The sequence below is a fragment of the Archangium sp. genome, assembly GCF_036388035.1.
Classification (GTDB): Bacteria; Myxococcota; Myxococcia; order Myxococcales; family Myxococcaceae; genus Archangium.
The window spans coordinates 1-16,395 of sequence record NZ_DASVSO010000280.1; the positions used below are offsets into that span (position 1 = coordinate 1).

16 protein-coding genes are annotated in these 16,395 nt (G+C 71.2%); 6 read left to right on the forward strand and 10 right to left on the reverse strand.

The window, feature by feature from the left end:
• Together VF697_RS11775 and VF697_RS11780 are read left to right on the forward strand one after the other, a co-directional pair.
• Nucleotides 1-482 (forward strand): hypothetical protein (locus tag VF697_RS11775; protein WP_331094325.1); only part of this gene is annotated, 482 nt, incomplete at its 5' end.
• 56 nt (nucleotides 483-538) lie between these two features.
• Nucleotides 539-1,036, forward strand: coding sequence for a VOC family protein (locus VF697_RS11780; protein ID WP_331094327.1), 498 nt, complete (start codon nucleotides 539-541; stop codon nucleotides 1,034-1,036).
• A 33-nt stretch (nucleotides 1,037-1,069) separates the two neighbouring features.
• Here VF697_RS11780 and VF697_RS11785 read toward each other — a convergent pair whose 3' ends face one another.
• Together VF697_RS11785 and VF697_RS11790 are read right to left on the reverse strand one after the other, a co-directional pair.
• Entirely contained in the window at nucleotides 1,070-2,038 is a 969-nt protein-coding gene (locus VF697_RS11785) for a pirin family protein (RefSeq protein ID WP_331094329.1), read from the reverse strand.
• A gap of 91 nt (nucleotides 2,039-2,129) precedes the next feature.
• Nucleotides 2,130-3,737, reverse strand: a complete 1,608-nt coding sequence (locus VF697_RS11790; RefSeq protein WP_331094331.1) for a serine hydrolase domain-containing protein — start codon at nucleotides 3,735-3,737, stop codon at nucleotides 2,130-2,132.
• A gap of 315 nt (nucleotides 3,738-4,052) precedes the next feature.
• Between VF697_RS11790 and VF697_RS11795 the strand changes: the two genes are divergently transcribed.
• Complete coding sequence (locus VF697_RS11795) at nucleotides 4,053-4,877, forward strand: Ig-like domain-containing protein (protein WP_331094333.1); 825 nt, start codon at nucleotides 4,053-4,055, stop codon at nucleotides 4,875-4,877.
• Between the two features lie 48 nt (nucleotides 4,878-4,925).
• Here VF697_RS11795 and VF697_RS11800 read toward each other — a convergent pair whose 3' ends face one another.
• From VF697_RS11800 to VF697_RS11810, 3 genes are all read right to left on the reverse strand, one after another.
• Nucleotides 4,926-5,741, reverse strand: coding sequence for a carboxypeptidase regulatory-like domain-containing protein (locus VF697_RS11800; protein ID WP_331094336.1), 816 nt, complete (start codon nucleotides 5,739-5,741; stop codon nucleotides 4,926-4,928).
• Nucleotides 5,742-5,931: 190 nt separating this feature from the next.
• Entirely contained in the window at nucleotides 5,932-6,810 is an 879-nt protein-coding gene (locus tag VF697_RS11805) for a peptidase MA family metallohydrolase (protein ID WP_331094338.1), read from the reverse strand.
• A complete protein-coding gene (locus VF697_RS11810) occupies nucleotides 6,807-7,745 on the reverse strand; it encodes a metalloenzyme (RefSeq protein WP_331094340.1) in 939 nt (312 codons plus the stop codon). Before VF697_RS11810 ends, VF697_RS11805 begins: the two co-directional genes overlap by 4 nt.
• A gap of 33 nt (nucleotides 7,746-7,778) precedes the next feature.
• Here VF697_RS11810 and VF697_RS11815 point away from each other — a divergent pair, with 33 nt between their 5' ends.
• Complete coding sequence (locus VF697_RS11815; RefSeq protein WP_331094342.1) at nucleotides 7,779-8,861, forward strand: DUF4388 domain-containing protein; 1,083 nt, start codon at nucleotides 7,779-7,781, stop codon at nucleotides 8,859-8,861.
• A 1-nt stretch (nucleotide 8,862) separates the two neighbouring features.
• Here the strand turns inward: VF697_RS11815 and VF697_RS11820 are convergent, their stop codons facing one another.
• The 4 genes from VF697_RS11820 to VF697_RS11835 all read right to left on the reverse strand — a co-directional run bounded on the left by VF697_RS11820 (nucleotide 8,863) and on the right by VF697_RS11835 (nucleotide 14,311).
• Nucleotides 8,863-10,026, reverse strand: a complete 1,164-nt coding sequence (locus tag VF697_RS11820) for a GTP-binding protein (RefSeq protein ID WP_331094344.1) — start codon at nucleotides 10,024-10,026, stop codon at nucleotides 8,863-8,865.
• On the reverse strand, nucleotides 10,023-11,165 hold the full coding sequence (locus tag VF697_RS11825) for an anhydro-N-acetylmuramic acid kinase (RefSeq protein ID WP_331094346.1): 1,143 nt from the start codon (nucleotides 11,163-11,165) through the stop codon (nucleotides 10,023-10,025). Before VF697_RS11825 ends, VF697_RS11820 begins: the two co-directional genes overlap by 4 nt.
• A gap of 207 nt (nucleotides 11,166-11,372) precedes the next feature.
• Nucleotides 11,373-13,088 (reverse strand): FAD-dependent oxidoreductase, encoded by a 1,716-nt coding sequence (locus VF697_RS11830; protein ID WP_331094348.1) that lies wholly within the window; start codon nucleotides 13,086-13,088, stop codon nucleotides 11,373-11,375.
• Nucleotides 13,089-13,240: 152 nt separating this feature from the next.
• The gene (locus VF697_RS11835) at nucleotides 13,241-14,311 is read right to left on the reverse strand and encodes a hypothetical protein (RefSeq protein WP_331094350.1); all 1,071 of its coding nucleotides are present in this window, start codon (nucleotides 14,309-14,311) and stop codon (nucleotides 13,241-13,243) included.
• Between the two features lie 243 nt (nucleotides 14,312-14,554).
• Here VF697_RS11835 and VF697_RS11840 point away from each other — a divergent pair, with 243 nt between their 5' ends.
• Both VF697_RS11840 and VF697_RS11845 read left to right on the forward strand, forming a co-directional pair.
• Nucleotides 14,555-15,010, forward strand: coding sequence for a MarR family transcriptional regulator (locus VF697_RS11840; RefSeq protein WP_331094352.1), 456 nt, complete (start codon nucleotides 14,555-14,557; stop codon nucleotides 15,008-15,010).
• 93 nt (nucleotides 15,011-15,103) lie between these two features.
• Nucleotides 15,104-15,979: a pirin family protein gene (locus tag VF697_RS11845; RefSeq protein WP_331094354.1), complete on the forward strand. Its 876-nt coding sequence runs from the start codon at nucleotides 15,104-15,106 to the stop codon at nucleotides 15,977-15,979.
• Nucleotides 15,980-15,984: 5 nt separating this feature from the next.
• On the opposite strand, the gene VF697_RS11850 is transcribed toward VF697_RS11845, so the two are convergent.
• The coding region (locus tag VF697_RS11850; protein WP_331094356.1) for a M20/M25/M40 family metallo-hydrolase at nucleotides 15,985-16,395 on the reverse strand (411 nt) is incomplete at its 5' end.

The window sequence follows — 16,395 nt, forward strand, 5'->3', positions numbered from 1 at the left end:
GGCCCGAGGCGCTCGACTGGCTGTTGGCCCGCTCCCAGCACGAGCGCATCGCGGAGATCCAGTTCTGGGGCCATGGGAACTGGGGCCGCGTGCTCATCAACCGCGTGTCCTTGGACGTCTCGGCGCTCGAGCCGGAGCACCCGTGGCGGGAGCGCCTGGTGGCGGTGCGCGAGCGCCTCGTACCCGGGGGTGGTGCGCTGTGGTGGTTTCGCACCTGCGAGACCTTCGGGACGGCTCGGGGACACGCCTTCGCGCGGGCCTGGACGCGGTTCTTCGGCTGCCGCGCCGCGGGGCACACCTATGTCATCGGTCCCTGGCAGAGCGGGCTGCACTGCCTGGGCCCCGGCGAGGAGCCGCACTGGCCGGTGGAGGAGGGGGTGCCCCCCGTGGCGCGCTCGGGCATGCGGCATGCGCTGTGGTCGGGGCCCCGCGTGCCCAACACCATCACCTGTCTGCATGGCCGGGTGCCACCGGGCTTCTGAGCGGACGGGCCGAGGTCCTTGCCTGGGGCCCGCTCCCTCTGCGACGGTGCGCCGCCATGACGACACGACCGTTTCGCATCCTGGGCCTCCAGCAAGTGGCCATCGGCGGGGCCGACAAGGGACCCCTGCGCAAGCTGTGGGTCGAGCTGCTGGGCCTCGAGCCCCACGGCACCTACCGCAGCGAGCGCGAGAACGTCGACGAGGACATCGTCGTGGCCGGAGCCGGGCCGTTCCGCGTGGAGGTGGACCTGATGCAGCCGGTGGACCCCAACGGGAAGCCGCGCGTGCATGACCCCGCGCTCAACCACCTGGGCCTGTGGGTGGATGACCTGCGCATCGCGGTGAGCTGGCTGGAAGGGCAGGGCGTGCGCTTCGCTCCCGGTGGCATCCGCAAGGGCGCGGCGGGCTTCGACGTGACGTTCATCCACCCGAAGGGCAACGAGCAGTTCCCGCTCGGCGGCGAGGGCGTGCTCATCGAGCTGGTACAGGCCCCGCCCGAGGTCATCTCCGCCTTCGACGCGTTCGCGAAGGCCGCCACCGCTCACAAGCCGTAGGCCTCCAGCAGCCGGAGCCCCGCGTGTCCTGGCTCACGCCTTGTCGAGTACACCGTTCCGGTAGTCGGCGATGGCTCGCTGGATCTCCGCCTCGGTGTTCATGACGAAGGGGCCGCGCTGGACGATGGGCTCCCGAAGCGGCCTGGCCGCGGCGATGAGCACCGCGCTGCGCTGGTTCGTCGCGCGAAGGCGGAGCCGCTTGCCGGGGCTGAAGAGGGCGAGCTGGCCCGCGCGCACCTTCTTCGTCTTCGCCTCCGGCCCGAGGTCGACCTCACCGCTGTAGACGAAGGCGAAGGACGTGTGCTCGCCCGGCAGCTCGAGCTCGAATGGCTGGTCATCCTCCAGCGTCAGGGTCAGCAGGGTCGGCTGCGTCGGGCGCTCACGCACGGGACCCGCGAGACCGTTCGGCGTGCCAGCAATCACTCGCACCGTACTCCCCGCCGACGAGAGCTTCGACTCGGCGAGCCGCTCCGGCCCGAGGTCCTGGTAGTAGGCGGGGCACATCTTTTCCTTCGCCGGCAGGTTGATCCACAGCTGGAAGCCAGACATCAGCCCCGCTTCCTGCTCCGGCATCTCGGAGTGGATGATGCCGCGTCCCGCCGTCATCCACTGCGAGCCGCCACCCCGGATGAGGCCCGAGTTCCCCCGGCTGTCGCGATGCCGCATGGAGCCGTCGAGCATCACCGTCACGGTCTCGAACCCGCGGTGCGGATGGGACGGGAAGCCGGCGATGTAGGCGTTCGGGTCGTCCGAGTGGAAGCGGTCGAGCATCAAGAACGGATCGAGGTTGCGCAGCGCGGGCTGGCCGATGACGCGCGTCAACTGCACGCCAGCGCCGTCGGTCGTCGGAATACCCGGCAGCGTCTGCACCACGGTCCGGTCGGACGTGGGGAGGTAGGCGGGAGCCTGCGACGCGGACTCGGTTCCGGAGCGGCATCCCGCCGCCACGGCCACCGTCGCCAACATCGAGTCAATGAGGAATCGCCGACGCGTCGTTCTCATGGGCGAGGGGATGATAGCGGAACCCGGCACCTCCCGGCGCGGTCCGCCATGGCGTCACGCCGTGCTCGGTGGCCCGGGACAGGCGTATGCCTCACCCGCCGTGGCCAGCGGCCTGGGCGGGAGGCGCGCCCTCGGTGAAGCGGCGCAGATCCGCACGGAGCGTCTCGTTGAAGCGGAACGGCTCGGGGCAGGCCTTCGACTCGCAGACGGCGAGGTAGTCATTGAAGAAGGCGAGCGCGCCGCGCGAGGAATAGTCACGCAGCCGCTCGGGTCCCAGCGCCTCCTCCAGCGTCCGGGCCATGTGGGCTCCGACGCGGACGAAGAGCCAGTCCGCGCGGGGCTCGTGGGCGGCGTGGATGCGTTCGAGCGCCGCGCCCGGAGCCTTCGCGATGACGCTCCGGTCGAGCAGTCGCGTCACCTGCTCGAAAGCCTCCGACAGCTCGCCCGAGCCGGGCAGGGTCCCCGGCCCGCGGGTGGCCCACTGGTGGTAGGCGAGCCCGTAGCCGAACACGCGCCCCAGGCCCTCGTTCACCACCGAGTCCGTCGAGTCCCGCAGGCGCGCGCTCACCCGGGCGCCGCCGTTCTCGAGCAGCAGCTCGATGATGCCGTAGGCGATGCGGCGCAGCGAGGCGGCCTGGCCCTCCACGTTGCTCGCGAGGGTAATCGCCACGCCCTCGCCGGGCAGCAGCAGCAGCAGCGTCGACGTCTCTGGCTGGGCCCCCGAGTGGGCCACCACATAGTGGCCTCGGAGCGGCCAGGTGGCGAAGCCCATGCCGTAGTCGGTGAGCTTCCCGTCCCGGGTCCACATCGAGGTCTGCATCCGCCCCGTGCCCTCGCGGGACACCAGCCGGTAGTCGAGCAGCGCCCGGGCGAAGCCGAGCAGGTCCTCGATGGAGGCGCGCGTGCCTCCTCCGGCGAAGCGGCCGGACACATTGATGACGCGCGAGGGCACCCGCTGCCCGTCCCGAACGCGGTAGCCCGCCGCGTGGTGCTCGTCGCGCGTGCGGCGATCATCCAGCGCCGCGTGCTCCATGCCCGAGGGGCCGAAGACGTGCGCCTGGAGGTAGTCCGCGTAGCTCCGCCCCGACACGGCCTCGATGGCGGCGCCGAGCAGGTTGTAGGCCCAGGTGCTGTAGATGAAGCGGGTGCCGGGCTCGGCCTCCAGCTCGTAACCCGCGACGAGGGCGAGCGCGCCCGCCGTGTCGACGAGGCCGCTGTCATGGCTCGGGCCGAAGCGGCCGTAGTTCGTCACGCCCCCGAGGTGCCCGAGGAGCTGCCGCACCGTCACTGGCCAGCGCTTCTCCGGCCAGGAGGGCACCAGCGAATGGATGTCGGCGTCGAGCTCCAGTCGCCCCTGCTCCACGAGCTGCATCACGGCCACGGCGGTGAAGGACTTGGTGATGGAGGCCATCCGCCAGGTGGTGCGCGGGGTCGCCGGCAGGCGCCGCTCCACGTCTCGCAGCCCGTAGGCGCCCACCCAGCGGCTGTTGCCGCGCAGCACGCCCACCGCGAGGCCCGCGTGCGGCTGCCGGGCGAGCTCGGCGCGCACCAGCTCGTCGAGGGCCCGTTGCACCTGCTCGGGGAAGGGCTGCTCCACCTCCGACATGGAGACGCGGGGCGGCTCGCACACCGGCACCCGGGGGGGCGCCGCCCACACCGTGAGGCCCAACAGGAGGACCGGAAGGAACAGCCCCTTCACCGTGCGTCCCTCCGGGGCTCGTACCCGGCGTGTGTCTCGTCGGCTCTGATGTCGCGATGCATGGGCGGAAAGGCTGGCGCGCTCCACCGTACCCGGATTTCGAGCGCGGTGGGGGCCTGGGGAGAAGAGGGACAACCCGTGGCGTTGACCGTCCCTTTTCTCCACGACCTTTCGACGCCCTTCAGAGGGTGTCGGAAATGGAACACGAATTGCTGAGGCCTAACGGGTTTTATCGCCCGGGTCCTTGGAACTCCAAGTTCCGCACCCTTCCGACATCAATCACTCGCCCCAGGGCGAGTGGGAGGCACACGCATCATGAAGCTGTTCAATTCGCTGATGGCCGCGGCGCTCGTCCTGTCCGTGTCCGCTTGCAAGAAGGTGGAGCGCATCGAGGTGAGCCCGGCGACGGTGGCGCTCTCCGAGGCGGGCCAGACGGTCGCCCTGACGGCCCAGGCGCTCACCGCGGACGGCGAGCCGGTGGAGAAGGCGCAGTTCGAGTTCGCCTCCAGCGACGAGAAGGTCGCGACCGTGGATGCCGCCGGCAAGGTGGTGGCGGTGAAGAGCGGCTCGGCCACCATCACCGTGAAGGCCAACGAGAAGAGCGCGGCGGCCCCCGTGGAGGTGATCATCCCCTCGGCCATCCTCATCAAGGGCGCGCCCTTCACCCTCACCGGCATCGGCTCGGAGCTGGCGGTGGAGGGCGAGGTGCAGGACGACGCGAGCCGTCCCGTGAAGGAGGCGAAGCTGGACTACTCCCTCGCCGACGCCAGCGTGGTGCAGCTCGAGGGCAACCGGCTGGTGGCCGTGGCCCCGGGTACCGCCACCGTGAAGGCGACGTCCGGCAAGCTGACGCAGACCTTCGACGTCACCGTGAAGCTGCCCGAGGTGGACACCGTGGCCTTCGAGACCGTGCCCGCCACCCTGAAGGTGGGGGAGAGCGCGGCGCTGGCCGTGGTGGCCAAGGGCACCGACGGGGCCGCCATCAAGGGCGTGTCCTTCACCTACTCCACCAGCGACGAGAAGATCGCCACCGTGGACGCCACCGGCAAGGTGACGGCCATCAAGGCGGGCGCCGTCACCGTCAAGGCGGAGGGTGGCAGCAAGGCCACCGAGACGAAGCTCACCATCAAGAAGAAGTAGGCGGCACCCGCGCCCGCTCTCCTCGGTTGGGGAGGGCGGGCGGGTTGACTACCGGGCCGCGACGAACTCGAACGAGACCTGGGCCTCCTGGCCCTCCGTCACCGTCACCTGGGCCGTCTTCGTCCCGAGCGTCTCGTGCCAGGCCTCGAGGGTGTACGTGCCCGGCGGCACGCCCTGGAGGGTGAAGGCGCCGTCCTCGCTGGAGGTGGAGAAGTACGGGTTGGGGTTCACCACCACGAACGCCGTCATCCACGGGTGGATGTCGCACTTGAGGCGGATGACTTCCGCGTCCGCGGGGGGCTGGGCCTCCCGCGTCTTCAGGGGCGGCTGGGTCACGTTGAAGAGCTGCTTCTTGCCGGCCATGCCCCGCACGTTGTGCAGCGTGCCGTCGCTGTTCATCAGCACGAGCGGCTGGCCGACGACGGCGCCCTGCACGCGCGGCAGGTAGGTGCAGCGATTCTGGTCCACCACCACCATGGAGCTCGGCGGAGGGGTGGACTGGCCAGGGACGTTGCCCTGCACGCGCACGAGCACGTTGGCCAGCTTGCCGTCCTTCACGTGGACGGGCTGCTCCACCAGGTCCATGCCCTCGCAGTTGGGATCCGTGCCCGGGTCGATGGGGGTGGAGGCCGGGGGCGTGCCCTTGAAGGTGACGATGCCGCGGACGGTGCCTCCACCCTGGGGGGCCTGGGCGGGGGCGGTGTCCTCCGGGGGCAGGGGCGTATCGGCGGGCAGCGGGGCGGCCTTGACGGCGGGCGCGGGCGCGGCCGCCGTCGCGGCGGGGGCCTCGTCCTTCTTGCAGGCCGTCAGGGCGGAGAGCCCCACGGCACCGAGTACCGTCAGGCCCAGCGTGCGCAGCTTCATCGTGCAGTCTCCTCGCACTCCCGGTGCACGTGGGGGCGCGCACCTGGGTGGGGAATGTTCGCGCCAGTCGTAACAGAAAAGCGGGTCCGGGAGCCAATGGGTGGGCACCCTGTCAGGGGGGGTGCTTGGGAGCCCACCTGGCAGGCCGGCGGACGCGGTTTGTTCGCGCGGGGCGGAGCGACCCGGTGCGTCAACGGGGCTCGTTGGCCCGGGGCAGGGTGCGCCCGCTGCGGAACCCGCGCCAGCGCACATACCGGGTGAAGTCGCTCACGAAGGTGTCCGGGGGCACCCCGATGGCGCTCTGGAAGGCCTCCGGGAAGCTCTTGCCCTCGTACATCTCGCCCAGGAGCGCCCGCACGGCGTCCTCGCCGTAGCGTCGCACGAGGAAGGAGAAGGCGTGGTGGGCCACGCCGTAGATGAAGTTGGAGTCGTCGCGGTAGAGCTCCCCCGGACTGCGGACGGGGTCGCTGTCGGGGACGCGCTCGAAGTGCCGGGCGATCTCCTCCAGCGACACCCACCGGTAGGACTGCTCCGCGGTGTACGAGGCCATGCCCTCGCGGAACCACAGGGGAATCTGCTTGCGCGACCAGCCGAGCCGGTCCGACGCGAGCTGGTACATCAGGCTGTGGGTGAGCTCGTGGAGGAGCAGCTCGTTGATTTGAGGCTGGGTGGCGCCGGCCACGCCCCAGGTGGAGGGGGCCTGGACGAACACGTCGTCATAGCGGCCCCAGGCGCGTAGCCAGCCCATGCCGCGCTGCTGGACGGCGTTCTCCAGGGACTCGTGGTCGGGCATCACCTTGATGGAGACGGTCTCCCTCAGCGCCCCCCAGCGCGCGAGCCGGGGCAGGGCCTGCTCCACGGCCTGTTGGACGCGGGCGGCGTCCCGGGCGTCGGCGGGGTCGTACTCGATGAGGAACTGGCCGGAGGGGCGCGCGAGCTCCACCGAGGCCGACAGGGCCGGCTCCGCCGCCCTCCTCCGCGTGGCACAACCCGACAGGAGCGCCAGCGCCAGCACGGCCACCACTCCCGCTCCACCCTGCCCACTGCCGTTGCGCATCACGGTCCTCATTCTACGTCCAGCCAGCGGAGCACCGTACGGCCCACATCCGCCACGGTGGCCAGGGCCTCCAGTTCCGGAGCCGGCGGTCCAAAGTAGAGCACGGGCACGGGGTTCAGCGTGTGGGAACGAGTGGTGAGGTTCTCCACGTTCCCATGGTCGCTGCACACCAGCACCCGGGCCTCGGGCGGCCGGGTGGCGATGACGGCCCGGGCGAAGGCATCGAAGGTGTCCAGGGCCTCGCGGGCGGCGGCGAAGTCCTGGGCGTGTCCGGCCTCGTCGGCCAGGTAGTGCTCGAAGAAGGTGAAGTCCGCCTCGCCGGCCACCCGCCAGAAGACGTCGGCGGCCTCGGCCGGGGTGCGCTGGGGGACGGCGGACATGCCCCGGGCTCGCGCCCGCTCGCCGGTGATGTCATGGGTGAGGCCCAGGCCGGCCTGGGCGTCCTCGAAGGTGCGCAGGGCGACGTCGCCGGCGGCGAAGGCCAGGGTGGTGGCCGAGGCCTTCAGGCGCCGCAGGGCGGCGGGGGAGAGGGTGAACTCGGGGCCGCTGGTGGAGGGGCGCCGGTGCAACTTCAGCGCGTCCAGGTAGGCCACGGGGTAGCTGTTGGCGAAGGTGGCACTGCGGCCCGCGGCCACCAGCCGCTTGATGATGGAGTGCCGCGCGAGGAGCTCGCGCAGGGGCTTGTCCGGGTAGCCCAGTACGTGCCGGCCGATGAGGACGGGGGCGGGCTGGCCGGTGAGGATGGCCGTCTGGTTGGAGGCGGACTGCGGACGCCCGGCGACGCCGAAGGTGGGGTCCACCGGGAAACACCGGCCGCCCTCGGGGAGCGCGCGGCCGGGAGTGTCCTGGAAGTGGGACACGAGATAGTCCCGCCCGGCGAGGGGATTCTCCTCCGGGTCGTTTCGTCCGATGCCCACCCCATCGATGAAGAGGACCGCGACGCGCATGGGGCCCGACTGTATCCTCGATGGGAGACACCCATGGCCCTCCACGGCGATTTCTCCAGCTTCCCCCTGCCCGAACTCCTCCAGTGGTTGGATAGCTCCCGGAAGACGGGGACGCTCCAGCTCCTCTCCTGGGAGGGAGGGGAGCGCAAGCTCTTCCTGCTCTCGGGACAGGTGCTGGCCATGGCCCACGAGGGGCTGTGGGGGCGGACGGCGCGGGTGCTGTCGCTGTCGCGGCTGGCGGATGCGGCGGGGGTGATGGCGGCCTTCAAGGCGCTGCCGCCGGGGGGCGAGGAGCTGGAGTCCCTCTTCCGCGCCCACAAGGTGGACCCGAAGCACGTGCGCGAGCTGGTGCGCGAGGAGCTGTTCGGCTCGATGGTGGACCAGACGCGCGGGGGCCACGGCGCCTTCCACTGGACGGAGGACCTGGACCGCGGAGGCGAGGAGTGGGCGCCCTGCGAGATGAGCCTCCGGGAGCTGCTCTTCGAGTCGCTGCGCTGGGTGGATGAGCAGCCGGACGTGGACCGGGCCCTGCCGGGGGATGCGCTGACGGTGCGCGCGCGCGTGCAGCCGAGCCCGCGCCAGCCGCTGATGCACCGCATCCTGCTGACGCTGTGCGCGGGCGGGCAGAACCTGGGGCGGCTGCGGCTGTCGCTGGGGATGTCGCGCTCGGCCACCACGCGCCGCGTCTTCGAGCTGCTGCGGGCCAGGCACGTGGAGGTGGAGGGGGCGCCAGAGGTGGTGGTGGACCCCGTGACGGACATGCTCGAGAAGGGCGCGGTGCTGGTGCGCGAGGGCCAGTACGACGCGGCGGAGCTGGTGTGCTCCTCACTGCTGGCGAGCGATCCGGCGGACCGACGGGTGCGTGAGTTCGCGCGGATGGTGCAGAGCGAGCACGTGGCGGCGCTCTACGCGGAGCTGCCCCCGCTGTCGGTGCCGGTGCTGGTGCCGGACCCGGAGGCACAGTCGCTCCTCAAGCCCGAGGAGCGGCAGGTGGTGGGCAACATCAACGGCACCTGGGATGTGTCCACGCTGGTGCTGGCCAGCTCGGCGCGCGAGCTGGACACCCTGAAGACCCTGGCCAAGCTGGCACGGATGGGCCTGCTGCAGCTGCGCTGAGCTACTCCGACGCGGGCGTGGGCAGCCCGGCCGCGTGGAGCCGGGTGAAGATCTGCATCACCACGTAGAGCGCGAACGCCGCGTCATCCACCCGGTTGCTGGAGCGCGCCGCGAGCGTCTGCAGCTTGAGCAGATCGCCCCCATCCACCTGGAGGAGGTACGCCTGGGCTCCCAGCGGTCCCTCACCGGCCAGGGCGAGCCCGCGCCGGGCGGCATCGAGGCAGGCCTGGATGCACGTCCCGTAATCTCCGGAGGAGAAGGCCCCCTCGGCGGCCCGGGCGTGGTCGAACAGGTCCGAGGGCGCGAGCGCGCTGGCGGGCCCGAGGGGCCGCTGGCCGGTGAGGCCCGGGGGCGCGACGGCGGGAGCCACCTGGGGCGCGACGGCCGGCATGCTGCGGGAGGGGCGCTGCGGCATCATGGCGGGGGGCGTGGTCGCGGCCGGGGCCGTCGCCGGGGCCGGAGTGGAGATGGCGGGCGTCCTCCCCGCGAGCTGGGTGAGCTGGGCCTCCAGCCCGCCCGGGCCCTTGGGGGCACCCAGCGAGGGCAACGCCGGGGTGGCCGGGCGGGGCGGGGGGACGATGCGCTTGACGCGCAGGTCCTGGATGACGAGCCGGGTGATGGCCTTGAGGGCATCGAGCACGCCGTGGCCGCTGAGGGCCTCGGTCTCGAAGTCGGGGACGTTGCGCGGGTTGAGCGCGGCGCGCAGGTCCGCCACGGGCAGGGCCTTGGGGAGGTCGCGCTTGTTCCACTGGAACACCAGCGGGAAGCGCTCCAACCGGACGCCCTGCTCGAGCAGGTTCTCCTCCAGGTTGGCCAGCGACTCGCGGTTGGCGTCCATCATCTCCGGCTGCGAGTCCGCCACGAACACCACGCCATCGGCGCCCTGGAGCACCAGCTTGCGGGTGGCGTTGTAGAAGACCTGACCGGGCACCGTGTACAGCGCGAGCCGCACGGTGCAGTCGTTCACCCGCTCGACCTTCACGGGGAGGAAGTCGAAGAAGAGCGTCCGGTCTCCCTCGGTGGCGATGGACATCATCTCGCCGCGGTGCGCGGGGCGCACGGTCTCATAGACTTTACGAAGGGACGTCGTCTTTCCGGACAGACCCGGTCCGTAGAAGACGATCTTCACGGCCACTTCGCGGGCCACCAGGTTCACGCTGCTCACGGTGTCAGCTTACCTAGAACGACTCGCCGCCTCGCGCCAGTTGCCGATGGCACATTCGACGGAGTGCCGGAGAGGTGCTCGTTCGCCAGGAGGGCGAAGCAGACGGCCTCCTTGGCCCCCTCCGGCATTCCCAGCACGTCCAGGGTGTGGACGGGGAGGGGGGCGAGCCGCTCCGCCAGGCGCTCCATCAGCACCGGGTTGCGGGTGCCGCCGCCGGAGACGTACACCGCCTCCAGGCGGAAGCGCGGCAGGAGCCACTGCTCGTAGGCGCGGGCCGTGGCCTCCACGGTGAAGGCGGCCGCCGTGGCCATCAAGTCATAGGGGCGCGATCCGTGGCGCTCCCACAGCCGGGCCACCAGCGCGTCGCCGAAGCCCTCGCGGCCGGCGCTGCGGGGCGGGGGCAGGGCGAGGAAGGGGTGCGCGAGCAGCTCCTCGAGGAGCTCCGGAATCACCCGGCCCTGGCGCGAGAGGGTGCCGTCCAGGTCGCACTGGAGCCGGCCCTGGGTGGTGAGCCGGGCCAGCCCGTCCAGCACCATGTTGCCCGGCCCGGTGTCGAAGGCGACGGTGTCCTCCAGCCGGTCGCCCACCACGCTCACGTTGCCAATGCCCCCGAGGTTCTGCAGCGCCCGCGTCACCCCGGGCTTCCGGAAGAGGGCCCAGTCCAGGTAGGGCACCAGCGGCGCGCCCTGGCCCCCCGCGGCCACGTCCCGCGTGCGGAAATCACTGACGACGGGGATGCCGGTGCGCTCGGCGATGACGGAGGCCTCGCCGAGCTGAAGCGTGGAGGGCGTCTCGGACAGGCTCGCCGGGAGGTGGGCCACCGTCTGCCCGTGCGAGCCGATGACGTCCACGTCCTCGGGGCGGTGGCCCGCCCGGGAGATGACCTCCAGCGCGGCCTGGGCGAAGTGCTCGCCGAGGGCGAAGTTGAGCTCGCACAGCGAGCGGGCGTCGTTGGCGCTCAGCACCCGCTGGGTGAACTCGGGCGCGAAGGGCCGGGAGACGTGGGCCAGGAGGGTGATGCGGACCTCGGGGCCGGTGCCCGCGATGCGGCACAGCACCGCCTCCACCGCGTCCACGCTGGTGCCCGACAGCAGGCCGATACACAGGCGCGAGTTGGGGGGAAGCACTCTCGAGTCCATGCCCTCAAGTGTAAGGGCCAGCTCCCACGGATGCCGTCTCCCAGGGGGAGCGAACGACGAGATGGGTCCCCTCGCGTACGAAAGTTGTCACCCTCCGTCAGGGAGGGGGGCGGGCGCCAGGGATTCTGGTGGGTTGGACGGCCCCTGTCCGCGGCCCATGGCCTGCTTGGGAGCCCGCCGCCCGGGCAGGCCTCCCAAGTCCTCTCTTCAGTGCGAGGGCGCGTGCTCTTCCCGGGTCCCCGCTTCGGGGGCGGGACGGGGACTGGGCCCCTGGGCCAGGTAGTCGTGCACCATGCGCACGGCGATGGAGCCCTCGCCCACGGCGCTGGCCACCCGCTTGGTGGAGCCGCTGCGCACGTCTCCCGTCGCGAAGACGCCGGGCAGGGACGTCTCCAGCAGGTGGGGGCTGCGCGTGTCCAGCACCCACCCCTGGGCCCTGTCCTGGGTATGCGGCAGGGCGGGCCCGGTGAGGATGAAGCCGTGGTCGTCCATCGCCAGCGTGCCGCGCAGCCACTCCGTGTGGGGATCGGCGCCGGTGAAGACGAAGAGCGCGCGGACGGCCAACTCCCGCATCTCACCCGTCTGTTTGTTCCGGACCCGGAGGCCCGTGAGGTGGCTGGGGCCCAGCAGCTCCGCGATCTCCGTCTGGGTCACCACCTCGATGTTGCGCGTGTTCTCGATGCGCGCCACGAGGTAGCGCGACATGCTCTTGCCCAGGTCTCCCCCGCGGATGATCACGTAGACGCGCCGGGCCTCCTCGGCCATGAAGACGGCCGCCTGGCCCGCCGAGTTGCCTCCGCCCACGATGGCCACGGCGTCTCCGCGACACAGGAGGGCCTCCGTCTCCGTCGCCGAGTAGTAGACGCCCGCGCCCTCCATCTCCCGCATCCGGGGCACCGGGAGCCTCCGATAGCTCGCCCCGGTGGCGATGATGACGCTGTGGGTGGTGAGCCGGCTGCCATCGGCCAGCTCCACCACGTACGCGTCGCCCTCGCAGTGCAGCTTCACGGCCTCGGAGGGCATGCTGATGTAGGCGCCGAACTTCTCGGCCTGGAGCCGGGCGCGGGCGGCCAGCTCCGCCCCGGAGATGCCCGCGGGGAAGCCCAGGTAGTTCTCGATCTTCGACGAGGTGCTGGCCTGTCCCCCCACGGCCAGGGCCTCCACCGCCACCGTGCGCAGCCCCTCCGAGGCGCCATAGAGGGCGGCGGCCAGTCCCGCCGGGCCCGCGCCCACCACCACCAGGTCCAGCAGCTCCCCGGTGCCCCGCCCCGCGTCGAGCCCCACCAGCTCCACCAGCTCCGCGCTGCTCGGGTTGCGCCGCACCTCGCGCCCCTGCCAGACGACGATGGGCGTCTCCTCGGGCCGGATGCCCAGCTCGCGCAGCATGGCCTCGGCGTGCGGGTCGGCCTCCAGGTCCATCCAGATGTGGGGCAGGCGGTTGGCGACGGCGAACTCGCGCAGCCGCAGGGTGTCGCGCGAGTACCGCGAGCCGATGATGCGGAGCATCTCCGTGGCGGGGCCTCCCAGCAGGATGAGCCGCCGCATGAGGAAGGCGTTGACGATGAGCTCGCTCAGGTCCGGCAGCATGGCGACGATCTCTCGCAGCCGCGCGGGAGGGATGGCCAGCACACGCCCCGCCTTGCTCACCCGCCCGGTGAGGTAGACGCGCTGGCCGGTGAACATGTTGACCTCACCCAGGAAGCGCCCGGCTCCATGCCTCGCCAGCACGCGGGGAGACGGGCCCGGGTGGTCGAGGATCTCCACCTCGCCATCGAGGATGACGAAGAAGTCGTAGTGCGGGTCCCCCTCGCGGAAGAGGAGGTCTCCCTCGCGGGTCGGCCGCTCCTGGCCATAGTGATGCAGCCGGCTGATCTGCGCCGGGGTCAGGGTGGGAAATGCCACCTGCCAATCCACTCGTGCCATGGCGTGCTCCCCTCGCGCAGGACGGATGTGTCCCTCCTCTTACGGATGCGCGGCTGGAGCATTTGTGACAAGCGGGAGCCCTCCTGCCCTCGAGGGTGGGAGAAGCCCTCGATCGGCTGAAGGCACGGGAGGCCTGCCGAGAGGCGGGGCGGTCAACCCGAGGACGCGTCCGTTCTCGAGGAAGGCCAGGCCCGTGGTGGAGCACCGCATGTCGAGGCGCTGTCCGGAGGCGGCACTCCTGGAGCGGGCCCGTGCGTCCAGTCACATCCGGTTGCGCGAGGGCCCCAGTCGATAGACATGGCTCTCGCGTTTCCTGCGTTTGCTGGCCGGGGCTTCTCGCTCGCCATCGCCGTGGGGGCGGGGCGGGGAGGCGTTTCGGCGAGACCCATCAAGGGAATGGCCGCCAGGGCTGGATGCGCTGGGAGGACGGGCCGCATCGCGGAGGGGTGCCTCTCCAGGACGAGAGGGAGCTGGAGGTTGCCGGGAGGCGGAAGGGCGACACTCCCGCTGGAGGAGATGCTGGCGGGGCGCCGGTGGGGGCGCCAGGGCGCGTGGGCGACGGCCGCGCCGCCCCGGGTGTTGCGCGGGGCGATGGCGAAGACGGCTCGGCCCCGCACCTTGGCTTCGCCCAGCGCGACGTGCCGGAAGGAGGAGGCGTCGGGCCGCGTGACGCTGTCCAGGACCTGTCCCCGGGCCATGGACGAGCCGCTCGTGCCACACCCGCGCAGCTGGTTGTCCGCGAGCGCGGCGTTGCCCCAGGCCACGTGGAGGCAGTCCCGCGCGGTGGCGCTCACCGAGGTGTTCCTCACCACGGCGCTCATGCCCAACGAGATGCCCTGCCGGGCCTGGGTGATGATGGCTCCGTCGATCACCGTGCCCCTGCCACCCCGCACCCGGATGCCGTACCAGGCGTCGTCGCCACCGCGGGAGGTGAGCTCCACGGGGCGCTCCCGGGTGCCGCGCACCACGAGCGTCCCATCGACGATCAGCTCCACGCGCCGCGGGTCCACGCCAGTGCGGAGCGCGTCCTCCGTGGAGGCGATGACCTGGACGCCGGGCTCGATGGTGAGCCGGGTGCCCCAGGCCACGGTGACATCGCCCTTGAGGACGTAGGGGCTGCCGCTCCTCGTCCAGACGGTAGGGACGGACAGCGTCCCCTTCACGTCCGTGGCGGAAGCCAGGGCTGGGAGAAGAAACAACAAGGCAAGAAGCACGGACCGCATGACTGCGTCGAGCGTATCGCCGTGTCCGCTCCATCGTCCACGGGACCCGAGCCGCGCGGGACATGCCCTTCGCAGCCCTGTATGCTCGGCGAGCGGACGAGCTTCACCCACTGGCCTCCGAGGCAGGCGCGCATGAGGGGCGGAAGCGGGTGAGGGGATTGCGGCGGCCGGGGACCCAGGTTATTTCCAGTAAGAACCTTTCGGGTTGAAGCTTCTCCAGGACGAACCTTTCGAGCTTGAACGATGCCGACTCGTCACAAAGGCAGTGCGCGCGAGACCCGAGCGCTCAACACGTTCATCAAGCTGACCCGGGCGATGGAGACGCTGGGCGGCGAGCTCCAGCGACACCTCGCCAGCTACGAGATCACGCCGTCCCAGCTCGCGGTGCTGGAGGCCCTGCTGCACCTGGGGCCGATGAGTCAGGGAGAGCTGGGCCGCAAGCTGCTGCGCAGCAACCCCAACATGACGGCCCTCCTGGACAACCTGGAGCGCAACGGCTGGATCGCGCGCGAACGGAGCCAGGAGGATCGCCGGGTGGTGGTGGTGAGCCTCTCCCGCGAGGGCCAGCGCGTCATCGAGAAGGTGTTTCCGGCCCATGCCTCCCACATCGCGGCGCTGATGGGCGTCCTCTCCGCCGAGGAGCAGGAGCAGCTGGGTGCGCTCTGCAAGAAGCTGGGGCTCTCGCTGTCCCGCGGGTAAGCCGCTCGCGGTCCCGCAACGCAAATCCTTCTCGTGCATTTACTTCCAGTACGAAGGATTCGTTCCAGAATCCAGAATCGATGGAGGTAGGTCATGAGCACGCGTTCCGTATTGAAGGTGGTGGACTCCGTGAGCACCCTGGAGGGTGCCGGCTTCGTGGTGCGCCGGCCCTTTCCCATCCCGGGCTTCAGTCACTTCGATCCGTTCCTTCTCGTGGACGAGCTGGGGCCAGTGGAGCTGCCGCCGGGTGAGGCGAAGGGGGCACCCGATCATCCCCACCGTGGCTTCGAGACGGTCAGCTACATCCTGGCGGGTCAGACCGAGCACGAGGACTCTGCGGGACACGCGGGCGTGCTGGGCCCTGGGGACGTGCAGTGGATGACGGCGGGGGCGGGCGTGATCCACTCGGAGATGCCGTCGCGCGAGCTCTCCCTCCAGGGCGGGCGCATGCACGGCTTCCAGATCTGGGTCAACCTGCCGCGACGCGACAAGCTGATGGCGCCGCGCTACCAGGAGATTCCCGCCGCGCGCATCCCGGTGGCCTCGACGCCGGATGGGGCGGTGCGGGTGAAGGTCATCGCGGGCGAGTCACTCGGGGCGCGGGCGGTCATCGACACGCGCACGCCCATCCAGTACCTGCACTTCACCCTGAAGCCGGGTGCGCGCTTCGAGCAGCCGGTGCCTCGGGACCACAACGCCTTCGCCTACGTCTTCGGAGGCGAGGGGACCTTCGGCCCCCAGGGGGAGCGTGCGGTGGATGGGCAGGCGGTGCTGTTCGCCAACGACGCGGACTCGGTGGTGATGACCGCCACGGGGAACACCCCCCTCAAGTTCCTGCTCCTCTCCGGAGTGCCCCTGCGTGAGCCGGTGGTGCGCTACGGGCCCTTCGTGATGAACACGCAGGCGGAGATCCTCCAGGCCTTCGAGGACTACCAGAGTGGGCGCATGGGGCGGATCCACCGCGAATAGAGGGGCTAGGGCTTGCCCAGCAACTCCAGGGCGGACGTGGTCAGCGTGGTGACGCCGGTGCGGAGCGTCCGCTCCCGGTCTGGAGCGAAGAGGGCGGAGTGGAGGGACGGAAGTGTCTCGCCCGCCGCCCGGGCCTCCGCGAGCCGCTTCGGCTCGACGGTGCCCACCCAGAGCATCACCGCCGGGACTCCCGCGAGGCCGTACTCGGAGAAGTCCTCGCCCCCCATGACGGGCTGGGCCTCGCGAACGTTCTCCGCGCCGAGCGTCCGCGAGACGGCGCCGATCAGCCGCTTCGTCAGCGCCGGGTCGTTGTAGGTGGCGGGCGTGCCCTCGGTGAGGGCGATCTCCGGCTTCCGGGGCGCGCCGGCCGCCGTGGCCTCGGCGTTCACCACGCGCTCGATGGCGGCGAGGAGCTG

Bases quoted from the DNA above. Each gene is read 5' to 3' on its own strand.
- VF697_RS11780 (WP_331094327.1), top strand. From the start codon at position 539: ATGACGACACGACCGTTTCGCATCCTGGGCCTCCAGCAAGTGGCCATC.
- VF697_RS11785 (WP_331094329.1), bottom strand. From the start codon at position 2,038: ATGAGAACGACGCGTCGGCGATTCCTCATTGACTCGATGTTGGCGACG.
- VF697_RS11795 (WP_331094333.1), top strand. From the start codon at position 4,053: ATGAAGCTGTTCAATTCGCTGATGGCCGCGGCGCTCGTCCTGTCCGTG.
- VF697_RS11800 (WP_331094336.1), bottom strand. From the start codon at position 5,741: ATGAAGCTGCGCACGCTGGGCCTGACGGTACTCGGTGCCGTGGGGCTC.
- VF697_RS11805 (WP_331094338.1), bottom strand. From the start codon at position 6,810: ATGAGGACCGTGATGCGCAACGGCAGTGGGCAGGGTGGAGCGGGAGTG.
- VF697_RS11810 (WP_331094340.1), bottom strand. From the start codon at position 7,745: ATGCGCGTCGCGGTCCTCTTCATCGATGGGGTGGGCATCGGACGAAAC.
- VF697_RS11815 (WP_331094342.1), top strand. From the start codon at position 7,779: ATGGCCCTCCACGGCGATTTCTCCAGCTTCCCCCTGCCCGAACTCCTC.
- VF697_RS11825 (WP_331094346.1), bottom strand. From the start codon at position 11,165: ATGGACTCGAGAGTGCTTCCCCCCAACTCGCGCCTGTGTATCGGCCTG.
- VF697_RS11830 (WP_331094348.1), bottom strand. From the start codon at position 13,088: ATGGCACGAGTGGATTGGCAGGTGGCATTTCCCACCCTGACCCCGGCG.
- VF697_RS11835 (WP_331094350.1), bottom strand. From the start codon at position 14,311: ATGCGGTCCGTGCTTCTTGCCTTGTTGTTTCTTCTCCCAGCCCTGGCT.
- VF697_RS11840 (WP_331094352.1), top strand. From the start codon at position 14,555: ATGCCGACTCGTCACAAAGGCAGTGCGCGCGAGACCCGAGCGCTCAAC.
- VF697_RS11845 (WP_331094354.1), top strand. From the start codon at position 15,104: ATGAGCACGCGTTCCGTATTGAAGGTGGTGGACTCCGTGAGCACCCTG.